The organism is Arthrobacter sp. P4_F11 (assembly GCF_056401395.1).
The window spans coordinates 38,845-53,436 of record NZ_JBFUJK010000021.1 but is presented as its reverse complement, the minus strand read 5'-3'; the positions used below and the strand labels follow the sequence as shown (position 1 = coordinate 53,436).

12 protein-coding genes and 2 riboswitches are annotated in these 14,592 nt (G+C 67.4%); of the genes, 10 read left to right on the top strand and 2 right to left on the bottom strand.

Going from position 1 to position 14,592, the window contains the following annotated elements:
• Positions 1–33: 33 nt before the first annotated feature.
• Complete coding sequence (locus AC1DRO_RS19335; protein WP_476952062.1) at positions 34–1,329, top strand: MFS transporter; 1,296 nt, start codon at positions 34–36, stop codon at positions 1,327–1,329.
• Between the two features lie 85 nt (positions 1,330–1,414).
• Here AC1DRO_RS19335 and serC read toward each other — a convergent pair whose 3' ends face one another.
• Positions 1,415–2,545 (bottom strand): phosphoserine transaminase, encoded by a 1,131-nt coding sequence (serC, locus tag AC1DRO_RS19330; RefSeq protein WP_476872048.1) that lies wholly within the window; start codon positions 2,543–2,545, stop codon positions 1,415–1,417.
• Between the two features lie 345 nt (positions 2,546–2,890).
• Between serC and AC1DRO_RS19325 the strand changes: the two genes are divergently transcribed.
• The 9 genes from AC1DRO_RS19325 to AC1DRO_RS19285 all read left to right on the top strand — a co-directional run bounded on the left by AC1DRO_RS19325 (position 2,891) and on the right by AC1DRO_RS19285 (position 13,571).
• Positions 2,891–3,586, top strand: coding sequence for an iron-dependent transcriptional repressor DtxR (locus tag AC1DRO_RS19325; protein WP_476952061.1), 696 nt, complete (start codon positions 2,891–2,893; stop codon positions 3,584–3,586).
• Between the two features lie 150 nt (positions 3,587–3,736).
• Positions 3,737–3,951: riboswitch (cyclic di-AMP (ydaO/yuaA leader) on the top strand.
• Positions 3,952–3,955: 4 nt separating this feature from the next.
• On the top strand, positions 3,956–4,777 hold the full coding sequence (locus AC1DRO_RS19320; protein WP_476952060.1) for a M23 family metallopeptidase: 822 nt from the start codon (positions 3,956–3,958) through the stop codon (positions 4,775–4,777).
• Positions 4,778–4,913: 136 nt separating this feature from the next.
• A riboswitch (cyclic di-AMP (ydaO/yuaA leader) is annotated at positions 4,914–5,083 on the top strand.
• A 295-nt stretch (positions 5,084–5,378) separates the two neighbouring features.
• Positions 5,379–6,143, top strand: coding sequence for an NlpC/P60 family protein (locus AC1DRO_RS19315; RefSeq protein WP_079555356.1), 765 nt, complete (start codon positions 5,379–5,381; stop codon positions 6,141–6,143).
• Positions 6,144–6,362: 219 nt separating this feature from the next.
• Positions 6,363–6,863 carry an HNH endonuclease gene (locus AC1DRO_RS19310; protein ID WP_026266867.1) on the top strand — a complete coding sequence of 167 codons (501 nt, stop codon included), beginning with the start codon at positions 6,363–6,365 and terminating at the stop codon, positions 6,861–6,863.
• Between the two features lie 94 nt (positions 6,864–6,957).
• Positions 6,958–7,629 (top strand): molybdenum cofactor guanylyltransferase, encoded by a 672-nt coding sequence (gene mobA, locus AC1DRO_RS19305; RefSeq protein WP_476952059.1) that lies wholly within the window; start codon positions 6,958–6,960, stop codon positions 7,627–7,629.
• A 21-nt stretch (positions 7,630–7,650) separates the two neighbouring features.
• Positions 7,651–7,938, top strand: coding sequence for a DUF6457 domain-containing protein (locus tag AC1DRO_RS19300; protein ID WP_079555354.1), 288 nt, complete (start codon positions 7,651–7,653; stop codon positions 7,936–7,938).
• Complete coding sequence (locus AC1DRO_RS19295; RefSeq protein WP_476952058.1) at positions 7,935–9,437, top strand: molybdopterin molybdotransferase MoeA; 1,503 nt, start codon at positions 7,935–7,937, stop codon at positions 9,435–9,437. Before AC1DRO_RS19300 ends, AC1DRO_RS19295 begins: the two co-directional genes overlap by 4 nt.
• Before the next feature lie 134 nt (positions 9,438–9,571).
• On the top strand, positions 9,572–10,444 hold the full coding sequence (gene fdhD, locus AC1DRO_RS19290; protein WP_476952057.1) for a formate dehydrogenase accessory sulfurtransferase FdhD: 873 nt from the start codon (positions 9,572–9,574) through the stop codon (positions 10,442–10,444).
• A gap of 91 nt (positions 10,445–10,535) precedes the next feature.
• On the top strand, positions 10,536–13,571 hold the full coding sequence (locus AC1DRO_RS19285; RefSeq protein WP_476952056.1) for an alpha-mannosidase: 3,036 nt from the start codon (positions 10,536–10,538) through the stop codon (positions 13,569–13,571).
• Between the two features lie 239 nt (positions 13,572–13,810).
• On the opposite strand, the gene AC1DRO_RS19280 is transcribed toward AC1DRO_RS19285, so the two are convergent.
• Positions 13,811–14,554: a hypothetical protein gene (locus tag AC1DRO_RS19280; protein WP_476952055.1), complete on the bottom strand. Its 744-nt coding sequence runs from the start codon at positions 14,552–14,554 to the stop codon at positions 13,811–13,813.
• Positions 14,555–14,592 lie beyond the last annotated feature (38 nt).

The window sequence follows — 14,592 nt, the reverse complement described above, 5'->3', positions numbered from 1 at the left end:
GTCCGGGAGCGTGTCTGGGGAGGGCTGGGGCTGATGTCCACGTTCAAATCCCTGCACATCCTGAACTACCGGATCTGGTTCGTCGGCGCCCTTATTTCCAACGTTGGCACCTGGATGCAGCGCACCGCCCAGGACTGGCTGGTGTTCGCCCACCTGACGGCGCACGATGCCGGGGCGGTGGGAATCACGATGGCCCTGCAGCTGGGCCCGCAACTCTTCCTGGCACCCGTGGCCGGACTGGTCGCCGACCGGTTCAACCGCAAGCGGCTCCTGGTGCTGACCCAGTCCGCCATGGCGCTGCTGAGCGCGGGGCTGGGCATCCTGGTGGTCACGGGCGCGGCGCAGCTCTGGCACGTCTACGCCTTCGCCCTGATGCTCGGGGTGGTCTCGGCCCTGGACGCCCCCGTCCGGCAGACCTTCGTCTCGGAACTGGTCCAGGACGACTACCTCCCCAACGCCGTGGCCCTGAACAGCGCGTCTTTCAATGTTGCCCGGATGATCGGTCCGGCCGTCGCCGGCGTGCTCACGGCCGTCGTCGGGCCCGGCTGGGTCTTCCTCATCAATACGCTCACCTTTGTGCCCCTGTTACTGAGCCTGGCGAAAATCCCGTCGTCGTCGCTGCGCCGGCTGCCGCGGGCACCGGCGGGCAGGGGCAGGATCCGGGAGGGGCTGCGCTATGTGAGGTACCGTCCGGATTTGGTCGTGGTGCTGGTGGCGATCTTCATCGTGGGAACCCTGGGGCTGAATTTCGCCCTGTTCATCGCGGCCATGGTGGGGACCGAATTCGGCCTGGACGTGGGGGCCTTCGGCCTGATGAATTCGATCATGGCCATCGGATCCGTCGCCGGGGCCCTGCTGTCCGCCGGGCGCGGCAAGCCACGGCTGCGGGTCATCTTCGGGGCGGCCGCCGCCTTCGGCGTGACCTCGGGCATCGCAGCCATGGCCCCGAACTACTTCTGGTACGGCGTCGCACTTGTGCCCGTGGGGCTGTTCGCGATCACCATGATGACGAGCGCCAACGGATACGTCCAGACCACGACAGAGCCCGTAATGCGGGGCCGGGTGATGGCCCTCTACATGGCGATCTTCATGGGCGGAACTCCCCTTGGTGCGCCGCTCGTCGGCTGGGTGGCAAACACCGCCGGCCCCCGCTGGTCCATGGCGGTCGCGGCAGGCGCCGGCCTGCTGGCAGCCCTGATCGGGCTGGTGTGGATCATCCGCGCGAAGCACCTGCGGCTCCACTTCAACCGCCGCGCCCACGGGCTGCGGTACTTCCGCGTCGAAAGCCGGACCGGCCCGGCCGGTGCCGGCAGGGACGCGCGGCCGTAGGCACAGCAGGGCGGACGGACCTGAAACGACGACGGCGCCGTCACGGCTTAGGTTCCCAGGGGCCGTGACGACGCCGGACGCGGGGCTACTTCTTCAGTTCCGCCACGACGAAATCAATGCACTCGAGCAGTGCCGAGACATCGTCGGGCTCGATCGCCACGAAGGTGGCGATGCGCAGCTGGTTGCGGCCCAGCTTGCGGTACGGCTCGGTGTCGACGACGCCGTTGGCGCGGAGCACCTTGGCGATGGCCGCGGCGTCGATCGAGTCATCGAAATCGATCGTGGCGATCACGTTCGAGCGGTCCTCGGCCTTGGCCACGAACGGCGTGGCGTATTCGGACGCTTCGGCCCAGCGGTAGATGCGGCCGGCAGAATCCGCGGTCCGGCCGGCGGCGAAGTCCAGGCCGCCGTTGGCGTTGAGCCACTGCACCTGGGCGTCCAGGGTCACCAGGGTGGCCAGCGCGGGGGTGTTGTAGGTCTGGTTCAGCCTGGAATTGTCGATCGCCGTCTGGAGGTCAAGGAAGTCGGGAATCCAGCGGTTGCCGGCCTTGATCCGTGCCGCCCGTTCCAGCGCGGCCGGGGAGAACAGGCCCAGCCACAGGCCGCCGTCGGACGCGAAGTTCTTCTGCGGCGCGAAGTAGTACACGTCCGACTCCGCCACGTCCACGTCCAGCCCGCCCGCGGCCGAGGTCGCGTCCACGAGCACCAACGACCCCTCGTCGGCGCCGGCCACCCGCTGGACGGGGGCGGCAACGCCGGTTGAGGTCTCGTTCTGCGGCCACGCATAGACGTCGACGCCGGCCTCCGCCCGGGCGGTGGGGCGGGTGCCGGGTTCGGCCTTGATGATGGAGGACTCGGCAAGGAACGGCGCCTTGTTGGTGGCGGAAGCGAACTTCGAGCCGAACTCGCCGAAGGACAGGTGCTGCGCCTTGTTCTCCACGAGCCCGAAGCTGGCAATGTCCCAGAACGCGGTGGATCCGCCGACGCCCAGCACCACTTCATAGCCTTCCGGTGCCCGGAAGAATTCGCTGAGGCCGCTGCGCACCGAGCCGACCAGGTTCTTCACGGGCGCCTGGCGGTGGGAGGTCCCCAGCAGCTTCGACGATGCCGCGGCCAGGGCGTCCATCTGTTCCGGCCGGACTTTGGACGGGCCGGCGCCGAACCGTCCGTCCTTGGGCAGGAGGTTAGCGGGGATCGTGATGCTGGTGTCGCTCACAGTGGCTCCAATTTTCGGCTGGTTCGTAGCGTGGCTGGGAGGTGGCGGGCAGGGATGGCTACCACGGACACCCCTCTTCATTCTGCCTGTCTTATTTTGCCTGACAGCTCCCGGCGATACAGAAAAAGGCCTGTCATAGTCCGGTCATTGAGACGCCGGGGACGGCCGGCCGGCTGGGGCTGGGACAATAACTTCAGGTCGATCGAAAGATTATCCGGAGTAATTCAAAATAGGCTAGGCTGGCATGCGAACGTACGGCGGTTCCCGCCTGGGCGCATCCTGCATGCAGCCCGCACGCGGTACGGTGGGAATGACGCTAGGACTGCGCTCGAGGAGCTGAGCTGAATGACGGATCTGATCGATACTACGGAGATGTATCTTCGGACCATTCTGGAACTTGAAGAAGAAAACATCGTTGCCCTCCGCGCCCGCATCGCCGAACGGCTCCGCCACTCCGGCCCCACTGTGTCCCAGACCATCGGCCGGATGGAGCGCGACGGGCTGGTGGTTGTTTCCGGCGACAGGCACCTTGAACTGACGGAAACCGGACGGAAACGTGCAATCGGTGTCATGCGCAAGCATCGTCTGGCCGAACGCCTCCTCGCGGACGTGATCGGGCTCGACTGGGCCTACGTCCACGAGGAAGCGTGCCGCTGGGAACATGTCATGAGCGAACGTGTCGAGCGAAGAATCTTCGAGATGCTCAACCACCCGACAGTCTCGCCCTACGGAAACCCTATTCCGGGGCTTGCGGATCTTGGCGGCGTGCCCAATGGCGCCCCCGTGGACAGGCCCGTGAACTTGCTGGAGGCCATGGCCGGCTACGGGGCAACTTCACGGGTTACGGTCAACCGGCTCGCGGAGCCGATCCAGGTGGAGCCGGAGCTTCTGGCCCAGCTCGACGAGGGCGGAATCAGGCCTGGCGCGCTGGTCTCGCTGGAGCGGGTGGGGGAGTACATCTCGGTCCGCGTCCCCGATATCGAAGGTGCCCTGGAGCTGCCGCCCGAGGTTGCCGCGCACGTCTTTGTAACAGTCGCCTGACCAGCCACTACGCGCCGGTCATGGGACGACCCACGAGTTGTCCACAATTGCGGTTACGGATTTATTACCGGGCGGCTTAATCGCCTATAGTTAGTGCCCAGTACCGATACCAAAGCGTTACCTGATCCGAAGCCGAGCCCTGCCAGCGGATCAGTCGCAGAACTACCTCCTGGCAGGGGCGGGGGAACCACTTTCGGCTGCTACTTCGGCAGCCTTGGGGTGAAGTCCGTCAGCGGCAAGCAGCTTCCACCGAAGGATCCCCTGGGGATGCCTCTGTGCTTGGCTGCTTGCAACGGCGGACCGGGTCTTTGATCTCTCTGACCCGAATCCGACAGCTAACTTCGCAGGCCATCCAGAGAGGAACCGTTCTTGACCACCCAGACCGCCAGGGGCCGTCGCCGCGCGACCGGTCCCGCTCCGGAGCCGCGTCCCGTCGTCGCACACACGGCCGAACGCCCGCGGGACGTGCACCGCGATGAACGCCGTCGCCGTCGCAGTCCGTTCCGCCAGGTCACGGACTTTGCCGCGGCCAGCGGAGTCGGGCAGAAGGCCGGGATCGCACTGGCCGCAACTGGTCTGGTTCTGACTGTGACGGTCCCCGTCACGAGCCCGGTGATGGCTTCGAATCCGGGAGAATCCGGCGCGCTCTCGGCTGCCGTGCAGCCGGATGTCACCGCTGCCGCTGCCGCCAAAGTCGACTTCAACCGCACGGCCGTCACCACGAAGGGTGATCCGGACGGGAAACTCAAGCAGCTGCTGAGCGCCCAGTCTGTGGGCACCATCACCCGCGCGGCATCGGCCGGCACCCTGGGTGCGCCGCTCGACCAGCTGGTCACGGCCTCGCCCTTCGGCTACCGCGTCAGCCCCATTACCGGGGGCGCGGGGGAGTTCCACCGCGGCCAGGATTTCGCCGCCCAGTGCGGCACGGCGGTCCACGCGGCCGCCAGCGGCACCGTGACCTTCAACGGCTGGCATCCCTTCGGCGGGGGGAACCGCGTGGTCATCGATCACGGCAACGGACTGGAGACCACGTACAACCACCTGTCCTCGGCCTCGGTCAAGGTCGGCCAGAAGGTTTCCCGCGGTGACGTCGTCGCCATGAGCGGGACCACCGGCGCCTCCACCGGCTGCCACCTCCACTTTGAAGTGATGGTCAACGGCGAAGTCGTTGACCCGCTCGGCTGGCTCTAGAAAGACGATGGGCAGCTCTCAACTTCTTGTGACACGCCGTGATCTGAATGTGACATTGGATCCGGACTGCTGTAGGGTTTGAAGCACGCCAACTTTTCCGAAGTTGGCGCTCTTGAGTGGATTGCCTAGCTCTGCCACCGCTCAAGGTCCGTTCGCATTACATCGTCTGGCAGGGGCGGGGGAACCAATTTTGGCCTTCGAAAGAAGGCCTTGGGGTTAAGTCGCAAAGCTTCCCAGGAAGCAGCGCGGCCGGGTGACTCCCATCCGAATCCGACAGCTCACCTCGTAGGCATTGGGAGAGGCTACTTTCGTGTCTTCACGCCACAATTCTGCGCGCATGCGCACCGGCGAGGCTCTGTCGAGCCCGCTGGAATCCACATCACGTGCCGCCCTTGCCGGCGCCCGGATTGGATCACGTTCCGCAGGCTCAATCTCTACCGAGCCCGGACAGCATGCAGTTTCCGCTTTTGGCGCGTCTTCGCAGTACACCCTTCGCTAAGTAACCCATTTCGGGGCGATCCGGCGTACCCCCAAGATGCCGGAGCGTCCTCAGTCCGTGCCCGAAAGCGCGCGGTCCAAGGATCACGAAAGAGAGAACTTAATGACTACTCGTGCAAACGTTGCACGGCACCGCGCCGAGGTCACCAAGACCAACTCGCTGGCTGTAATTGCTAAGGCTGTCGGCGACAACGCCGGCGGCGTGGGCCGTCAGGCCGCGGTCATCGCCGCAGCTTCCGGTCTGGTCCTGACCAGCGGAATCGCAGCCAACGCTGCTGAAACCAATGTTCAGCGCGAATCCACCTCCGCTTCGGCCCTGGAAGTCCAGTCCGCAGCTCCGGCCACCATCTCGGCCGCTTCCACCATCGCGATCTCCTACGAGAAGCCCGCCGTGACCACCACGCCGGCTCCCGTCGTCGAGGCTCCCAAGCCCGTCGTGAAGGTCCAGGACGCCACGGCCACGGCCACCCGCGCCGGCGGCACCGAGCTGGGCGTCAGCGGCGGCGTCGCTGCCCAGGCCCCCGCGGGCATCGGAAGCGGCGCAGGCGCGACCATCGCCGCTGCTGCCTACGCACAGATCGGCGTGGCGCAGGACTGCACCGCCCTGGCCACCAACGCCCTGGCCGCGGCCGGCATCCACTACCACGGCTGGCCGGCAGGTTACCTGTCCCTGGGCCGCACCGTGAGCGCCGCCGAGGCACGCCCGGGCGACCTCGCCTACTACCAGAACGGCGGCGTGGGCATGGCTCACATCGCGGTCTACGTCGGCAACGGCATGGCAGTGCACGGCGGCTGGAACGGCGGCACCACCGCGCTGTACAGCGTCAACGTCGGCTCCGGCCCGGTCTTCATCCGCGTCGGCGCCTAAGCACGAACCCCAGCATTCCGAAAGACCCCCGCCTCCAGGCGGGGGTCTTTTGCGTTGCCGCGCAGTGAACTTTCCGCGCTGAGGACCGCGCCGGTGAAAAAATATTCGGTGATCCAGCACTTGAGTGTTTACTCTTGTGTTGTCGATCCATAGCCCGACCATGCAGAGGGCAGCCGGCCCTCGTGCCGCTGGCGGGTGCGGCCGTGAAGAGGTATGCGGATGCGCACTCTCGTTCTGAATGCTGGATATGAACCGCTGGCGGTCATCACCTTCCGCCGGGCGCTCGTCCTTGTCCTGACCGGAAAGGCCAGCGTGGTGGCCGAAGGGGACGACCCCGTGGTCGGCCCCCAGGACATTTTGGGCCGCCCGTCCGTGATCCTGCTGAACCGCTACATCCGGCCCAGGTATAACACGATGACTGCGGTGAGCCGCCGCGGCGTGCTGCGCCGGGATGCCCACCGCTGCGCGTACTGCGGCAAGGCTGCCCACACCATCGACCACATCCAGCCCAAATCGCGGGGCGGAGCCGACTCCTGGGAGAACCTGGTGGCGGCGTGCCTGCGGTGCAACAACGCCAAGAGCGACCATACGCCGGCGGAGATGGGCTGGAAGATCGGTTTTGTTCCGGGCCCGCCAAAGGGTGCCATCTGGCAGATCAAGGAACTCGAGAAGCCGACGCCGGCCTGGGATCCGTTCCTGCTGCCTGAATCGGCTGCCTGATCTGCCTCCTTGCTGGCTGATCAGCCGGTGGAGACGCTGCCGGCGCACGTTACGGCTTGTTCAGTGGCCGCTGGCGCCGGGCTAGGCTGAACCGATGGAGTTCGATGCCATCATTCTCGCCGGGGGGCGGTCCTCACGCCTCGGCGGCGTGCCCAAATCCGGGCTGATCTACGACGGCGCCACCCTCCTGGAGCGGTCACTGCGGGCCGCGGGCGCGGCGGGGCTCACCGTCGTCGTCGGCCCCGACCCCGGGGGCCTGCCCGGCGGCGTCCTGACCTGCCGGGAAGAGCCGCCCTTCGCGGGTCCGGCCGCAGCCATCGCGGCGGGGCTGGCCGCCCTGGCCGCCGATCACGCGAGCCGGCACGCAGCCGCCGCGCCCTATACCCTCGTCCTGGCGTGTGACATGCCCCGGTCGGAAGGCGCGGTCCGTGCCCTGGCCGAGGCGCTGGCCGCGTCTGCTGCAGGCACGCCGGAAAGGGGTGGGGCCGACGGCGTCATGGCCGTCTCGGCCGACGGCCGGAAGCAGCCGCTTGCGGGCTTTTATGGCACGGCTGGGCTACAACGTTCTGTCGCGGACGCCGCGTCCCGGGACCGGCTGGAAAACGCGTCGGTGTTCGCCCTTCTTGCTAGGCTGGACGTGCGGGAAGTTCGCGTTCCCCCGGGTTCCACGGATGACGTCGACACCTGGGATGACGCGTCCGCACTGGGGGTATCCGGCAGGATTCCCGACGGCGGTCCGGGCTCCGGCCCGGCTATGCACAGCTGAACTCGACCATGGAGGCAAACGGTGAAAAGCCAGGACGAAACACTGGAAGACTGGTGCCGTGCCCTGCTCCAGGCCCTGGAGCTGGACGACGTTGAGATTGACGTGAATGAGGTCCTCGCCCTGGCCGGCGTGGCCGCCCATTCCGTGGTGCGCCCGGCGGCACCGCTGACCACATTCATTGCCGGCTTTGCGGCCGGCCTGGCCTCCGGCTCCGGGCAGGCCACGGACTCCGTGTCCATGGAGTCCGCGATGGCCGTTGCCCGCCGGCTCGCCAAGGACTACGCAGCCGCCGAAACTTCCGGGGCATGACGGCTGCGGCCCCGGACGGCAATGGCCCCGCCACCGCCGCAGGTGAAGATGGCGTCAACGATAGCGGCGGAAATGGCGTCAGAGATGGCGGTGGAGAGGCTCTCGTAGACGGCCCTGGAGGCCCTCACATCGCGGACCAGGACACCGCGGACGAGGACGCAGGGGACGAGGACACTGCCGCGGAGCCGCACAGACACCTGGCCCACACGTGGCAGGAGGCCCGGCAACTCGCGTTCGAGTGCGCCGTTCCCATCCCGGCCGCCCCTGTTCCGCTGCGGCAGACGCTTGGCCGGACGCTCGCGGCGGACGTCGTTGCCCGGCAGGACATGCCCCATTACGCTTCCTCTGCCATGGACGGTTGGGCCGTCAACGGCAGCGGGCCCTGGATCCTGGCCGAACCCGGCCAGCGTCTGGCCCCACATCAGGCCAGCCCGATTGCCACCGGCGGCCTCATCCCGCCCGGGGCCAAGGCAGTGTTGCGCAGCGAAAGCGGCATCATCGACGCCGACGACGACGGCCTGCCCGTCCTGAAGCTGGGCGGCACCGCGAAGCCGGGAGACCCGCGCAACGGCGACCACATCAGGAAGGCCGGGGAGGAAGCCGCCGCCGGGGACGTCCTGATCAAGGGCGGCACGGTCCTGAACCCGGCCCATCTGGCGCTCGCCGCGCTGGCCGGAAGTGACGCCCTCCCCGTGCTCGGCAAGGCCGTGGTCCGCCTCGTTTTCACTGGCTCCGAGGTCGTGACGAGCGGGATACCGGCACCCGGGCAGGTCCGCGACACCTTCGGACCCCAACTGGCCGCCGTGGTGGGAATGCTCGGCGGGATCTGTACCGAAGAAGTGAAAGTCGGCGATACCTACGCCGAGTGGCTCGCCGCCCTCGAGGACACCGATCCTGCCGGTGAAAACCTTCCTGCCGACGTCGTGATCACCACCGGCGGCACGGGGCGCTCCGGGACAGACCACCTCAGGCGCTCGGTCGCCGAGCTCGGCGGCCGCCTGCTGATCGACGGAATCGCCATGCGCCCGGGCCACCCCGCCGTGCTGGCCGAGCTGCCGGACGGCCGTTACATCCTTGGCCTGCCAGGAAACCCGCTCGCGGCCATGATGGCGCTGTCCACGATCGGTGCCCCACTCCTGGCGGCACTCGGGCACGGCGTGATCCCCCCGCTCAGCGAGGTGCCCTGCGGCTCGACGATTGACGCCGACCCGGGCCGGACCCGGCTCATGCCCTTCCGGCTGCTCTACGGCATGGCATCGCCGGCGCAGCACACCGGCCCTGGAATGATGCGGGGGCTGGCCGCCGCCGACGGTGTGCTGGTGGTCCCGCCCCATGGCGTGCAGCTGGGGGAACTCGTCCCCGCCTTCGCCCTCCCGTGGAGTGCGCCGTTGCCTGACGCTTCGGCGGCGGCCGCCGAACAGAAGCCGGCGGCGAAGCGGACCGCCAGGAAAACCGCGGCCAGCGACGGTCCGGTGGACTGGAGTGCCCTTTTGGGCTGAGCCCTGGCCTGCTGCGACGGCACCGGGACAAGGCACGCCGCCAGGATCAGGCACTTACAATGATGGAACCAACCAAAGATTCAAACAGCCGCTAGCTTCAAACAGCGGCACACAATGTTGCTTAGGAGCACCGGATGGGCCGTGTGACACAGCGCCGCAAGGTGCACAAGATCGTCCTGGACGGGTCCCCGCAGGCCCTCGAATTTCCGGTCCGGCATCGGGAGGACGTCCTTGCCGTCGAGGAACCGCTGGAAATCCGGCTCGGCAACATGTCATTCTCCGTTACCATGCGAACGCCGGGCAATGACTTCGACCTCGTCGCAGGCTTCCTCGTCTCGGAGGGGATCATCTGGTCTCCCGAACAGCTGGTCTCGCTCAGGTTCTGCGCCGGCGAAGACGCCGACGGCATGCAGACCTTCAACGTGGTGGAGGCGCAGCTCAGGCCCGACGTCGTCCGGCCCGAGACCGGACGCAACGTCTTCACCTCCAGTTCCTGCGGCATCTGCGGCACTGACTCGATCGATGCCGTTCGGAAGTCATCGCACTACAGCCCGGCACACGATCCGCTGACTGTCCCCGTCGAAACGCTCGCGGCCCTCCCGGACGCCCTCCGGTCCGCCCAGGAGGTCTTCGAAGTCACCGGCGGCGTGCACGCTGCCGGCCTCTTCAGGATCTCCGACGACGGCTCGGCCGAGTTGCTGTGCCTGCGCGAAGACGTGGGCCGGCACAACGCGGTGGACAAGGTGGTGGGCTGGGCGCTCCGCGAAGGCCTGCTCCCGCTCCGGGGCACCGTGTTACAGGTGTCCGGCCGGGCATCGTTCGAGCTCGTCCAAAAGGCGGCCCTCGCCGGTATCCCGGTCCTCGCCGCTGTCAGTGCCCCCTCGAGCCTGGCCGTCGAGCTCGCCGAGGCCAGCGGGATGACCCTGGCCGGGTTCAGCCGCGGGACCAGCCTGAACGTGTACGCGGGCCAGCAACGCGTCGCGGTTCCGGCGCCTGCGGCCGGCTAGGGGCAACAGTTGGCCAATGTGTTCTCCGCGGCGTAAGTTTTATCCATCGATTGGAGTCGATCGGACCCCCCCAGCGCTGAAGAGGATCACATTGCACGACGACCGCCGTCTTACGGAAGTCCGGCTGGACCGCTTTCTGCGTGACCGGATCGGCCCGGCCGTCTACCCGCGCAGCGTGCCGCTGACGCTGAGCAGCTGGGACGCGCCGGACGAACCCGTGCCGGTGCTCGAGGCCCTGCGGCAGGAGTTCACGCCCCAGGAACACGGCGCGGCCTGGGGCCGGCCCTGGAGCACCAAGTGGCTCCGGCTCCGGGGTGAGGTTCCGGACGCCTGGGGAACCGCGGCCGGAACCTCCGTGGAAGTCCTCGTGGACCTCGGCTTCAGCGGCGACCTCCCGGGTTTCCAGTGCGAAGGCATTGCCTGGCGGTCCGACGGGACCATCATCAAGGCGATCTCGCCACGGAACCAGTACATCCCGCTCAAGCTCCTGGGCAGTGGCATGGCCGTTGACTTCTACGTCGAAGCCGCAGCCAACCCCGACTTGTCCCAGAACTGGACTTTCGCCGCCACCCCCTACGGCGACAAGGCGACGTCGGGCAGCGAGCCGAAGTATCGCCTCGGCAGGATCGCCATCGCCGAATGCAACCAGACTGTCTGGGAACTGCAGCAGGACATCCTCACGCTCAGCGGGCTCATGCACGAGCTGCCCATGGACCAGCCCCGCCGCCACGACATCCTGCGGTCGCTCGAACGCATGCTGGACATCATGGACCCCGACGACGTTGCCGGGACCGCGGAGGCCGGACGGGCCGCCTTGGCCGATGCCCTGTCCCGGCCGGCCTATGCCTCGGCGCACCAGCTGGTGGCCACGGGCCACGCCCACATAGATTCGGCCTGGTTGTGGCCTGTCCGGGAAACCATCCGCAAGTGCGCCCGGACGTTCTCCAACGTCGTCGCACTGATGGACGAGAATCCCGATTTCATCTTTTCGTGCTCCTCCGCCCAGCAGCTCGCGTGGATGAAGGAGTACTATCCGGAGCTCTTCGGGCGCATCCGGGACAAGGTCCGCGCCGGCAGGTTCGTTTGCGTCGGCGGGATGTGGGTCGAATCCGACTCCAACATGCCCGGCGGCGAGGCTATGGCACGGCAGTTCCTCGAGGGTAAAAGCTTCTTCCTGGCCGAATTCGGGGTCGATTGCCAGGAGGCGTGGCTGCCGGACACGTTCGGGTATTCCGCGGCCCTGCCGCAGATCATCAAGGCCGCAGGCAGCCGCTGGTTCCTGACCCAGAAGATCTCCTGGAACCAGGTCAACAGGATGCCTCACCACACCTTCAACTGGGAGGGAATCGACGGCACCCGGGTATTCACCCATTTCCCACCTGTGGACAGCTACAACTCCGACCTCAGCGCCCGGGACCTGGCGCACGCAGAACGGAACTACCGGGACCACGGACGGGGAGGCACGTCGCTGGTTCCGTTCGGGTACGGCGACGGCGGCGGGGGCCCAACCCGCGAGATGCTGGCCGCAGCGCAGCGCACGGCGGATCTGGAAGGATCCCCGAAGGTGCGGATCGGCTCGGCGGCCAGCTTCTTCAGCCAGGCCCAGGGCGAGTATGAGCCCCTGCCGGTTTGGGTGGGGGAGATGTACCTGGAACTGCACCGCGGCACCTACACCAGCCAGGCCAGGACCAAGCTGGGGAACAGGCGCAGCGAGCACCTCCTCCGGGAAGCCGAGCTCTGGAGTGCCACCGCGGCTGTGCGGACCGGGCACCGCTACCCGGCTGCGGAGCTCAAGCGCCTCTGGCGGCTGGTCCTGCTGCAGCAGTTTCACGACATCCTGCCGGGAAGTTCCATCGCCTGGGTCCACCAGGACGCCGAACGGAACTACGCCGCCGTCGAACGGGGACTGGAAGCGATCATCACGAACGCCGCGGCGGCGGCCCTCGGCACCGGCAGCCGCGAATTCCTGCTCAACGCTGCCCCGCACGAGCGCTTGGGCGTGCCTGCCCTGGCGGCTGCCGAACCGGTCCGGCCCGGGCAGCCGGTAGAGGTCACTGAGGACGGCGGCGGCTACATCCTGGACAATGGCATCATCCGTGCCGTGGTGGATGCCCGCGGACTACTGGTCTCCCTCACGGACCGGGCCACCGGACGCGAGGCGATTGCTCCCGGCGAGGTGGGAAACCTCCTGGAGCTGCACCGGGACACGCCCAATGAATGGGACGCGTGGGACATCGACGCCTTCTACCGCAGGAACGTCGTCCGTTTGGAACAGACGCTTTCGGTGGCACTGGAGCGCGACCCCCGGGGCGGAAGCCCGGACGCCGTCGTGGTGGTGGAGCGGATGGCTGGGGCCTCCGCCGTGACCCAACGGATTACGCTCGCGCCGGGTGCAGACTCGCTCGCGATCACCACGGCCGTGGACTGGCAGGAGAGCGAAAAGCTGCTCAAGCTGGGCTTTGCATTGGATGTCAGGGCGGACCGGTCGGCGGCGGAGACGCAGTTCGGGCACGTGTTCCGCCCGACCCATGTCAACACGTCCTGGGAGGCCGCGAAATTCGAAATCTGCGCCCACCGCTGGATCCACGTCGCCGAGCCGGGCTATGGGGTGGCGATCTCCAACGCTTCCAGCTACGGCCACGACGTCTCCCGCAATGTCCGGGAGGACGACGGCGGCACCACCACCACAGTGCGGCTCTCGCTCCTGCGGGCACCGAAGTTTCCGGATCCCGGCGCGGACCAGGGCAGGCACGAGCTGCACGTCACGGTCCGTCCGGGCGCCACGATCGCCGACGCCGTCGAGGAGGGCTACCGCACCAACCTGACGCCGCGGGTGGTGCACGGGGCGCAAGGGGTGGAGCCGCTGGTCAGCGTGTTCAACCAGGCCCTTGTCATTGAAGCGGTCAAACTCGCTGAGGACGGTTCCGGGGATGTGATTGTCCGGCTCTATGAAGCACTGGGGGAGCGGTCCACCGGCGTGGTGAAGGCCAATTTCCCGGTCCGCGGGCTGCACGCCGTGGACCTGCTGGAACGGCCCGTCGACGCCCCGGGAGTGACGGCAGGCGGCAATTCCGCCGAGCTGACGTTGCGGCCCTTCCAGCTGGTCACGCTGAGGTTTGTGCGCTGAAAGACGGGGCCGCCTGACGCCGCCTTCCCTGCAGGGGAATCCGGCTAGCACTGTCCGGAACGACGGAAATGCCCTTAAACAGGCTGAGTGGGAGCGGTCCTTCCGGACCGCTACCACTCATCCCCCCAATGGCGCTTGGACGGCTGCCTCTGCTCCGCACGGCTGACTTCCGTACACGAAGCGGTTGCCGCTTTCACACATTCATGATTCTCTCACGGTCTAATGATTTTGTGAATGCCCTATGTCTCATTCTTGCGCAATGTTGCGCGAGTGTTATTAGTTTTCTTCGCGACGAGCCCGGACGCCCAGAACAGTCCAAGGCCCAGGACGTAACCCACCACGGCCAGATAGTTGACGGTCTGCTGCGCGAGGAGCCAATCGTTCGTGGCGAAGGAGGCGGGGATGGTGAACGCGGTGGCCAGGGCACCGAGGCAGGTCAGGAGGGCTGCGGCACGGACCAGCCGCGGCAGCTGGCTCCTGGCGGTGGCCAGCAATGCCGGCAGCAGGGCGAGGGAGACAAAAGCAGGATAGGTGCGGCCGGCCGCAGCGTAGAACGGCGCCAGGGCGGCATTGCGTCCACCGTCGTCCGCGATGTCCAGCATGCCGGCCGAGGACCCGCGGGTGTCCATGAAGAAGAAGGTCCCCGCCACGACGACTGCGCTGACGGCCAGGGCCCAGCGCCCGGGCGGGCCCGCGATGAGGCGGTAGCCGCGGGGGTCCGCCAGTCCCGTCGCCACACGGAGGCCGACCAGCAGGACCACCGCGAATACAAGGAAGCGCAAGATCAGGTGGGTGAGGTTCCATCCGCCCAGCACCGCGTCGATCGCCTCGTAGGGGCCGGTCACCGAAAGCAGGCTGCACAGCGTCGCGAGAAACAGGATGCAGAAGACGGTCCTGTTCCGCCCCCGGAGCGCATCCGGAACGCGGAGGAGGAGCACCACGGAGCAGATGACCAGCGTGCCCCACTGGAGGGTTGCAATCATTCCGGATTCTCCAACATCACATGCCTGCTCAGCCCCAA

Coding starts and splice junctions, on each gene's coding strand:
- AC1DRO_RS19335 (WP_476952062.1), top strand. CDS start 34: ATGTCCACGTTCAAATCCCTGCACATCCTGAACTACCGGATCTGGTTC.
- AC1DRO_RS19325 (WP_476952061.1), top strand. CDS start 2,891: ATGACGGATCTGATCGATACTACGGAGATGTATCTTCGGACCATTCTG.
- AC1DRO_RS19315 (WP_079555356.1), top strand. CDS start 5,379: ATGACTACTCGTGCAAACGTTGCACGGCACCGCGCCGAGGTCACCAAG.
- AC1DRO_RS19310 (WP_026266867.1), top strand. CDS start 6,363: ATGCGCACTCTCGTTCTGAATGCTGGATATGAACCGCTGGCGGTCATC.
- mobA (WP_476952059.1), top strand. CDS start 6,958: ATGGAGTTCGATGCCATCATTCTCGCCGGGGGGCGGTCCTCACGCCTC.
- AC1DRO_RS19295 (WP_476952058.1), top strand. CDS start 7,935: ATGACGGCTGCGGCCCCGGACGGCAATGGCCCCGCCACCGCCGCAGGT.
- fdhD (WP_476952057.1), top strand. CDS start 9,572: ATGGGCCGTGTGACACAGCGCCGCAAGGTGCACAAGATCGTCCTGGAC.
- AC1DRO_RS19280 (WP_476952055.1), bottom strand. CDS start 14,554: ATGATTGCAACCCTCCAGTGGGGCACGCTGGTCATCTGCTCCGTGGTG.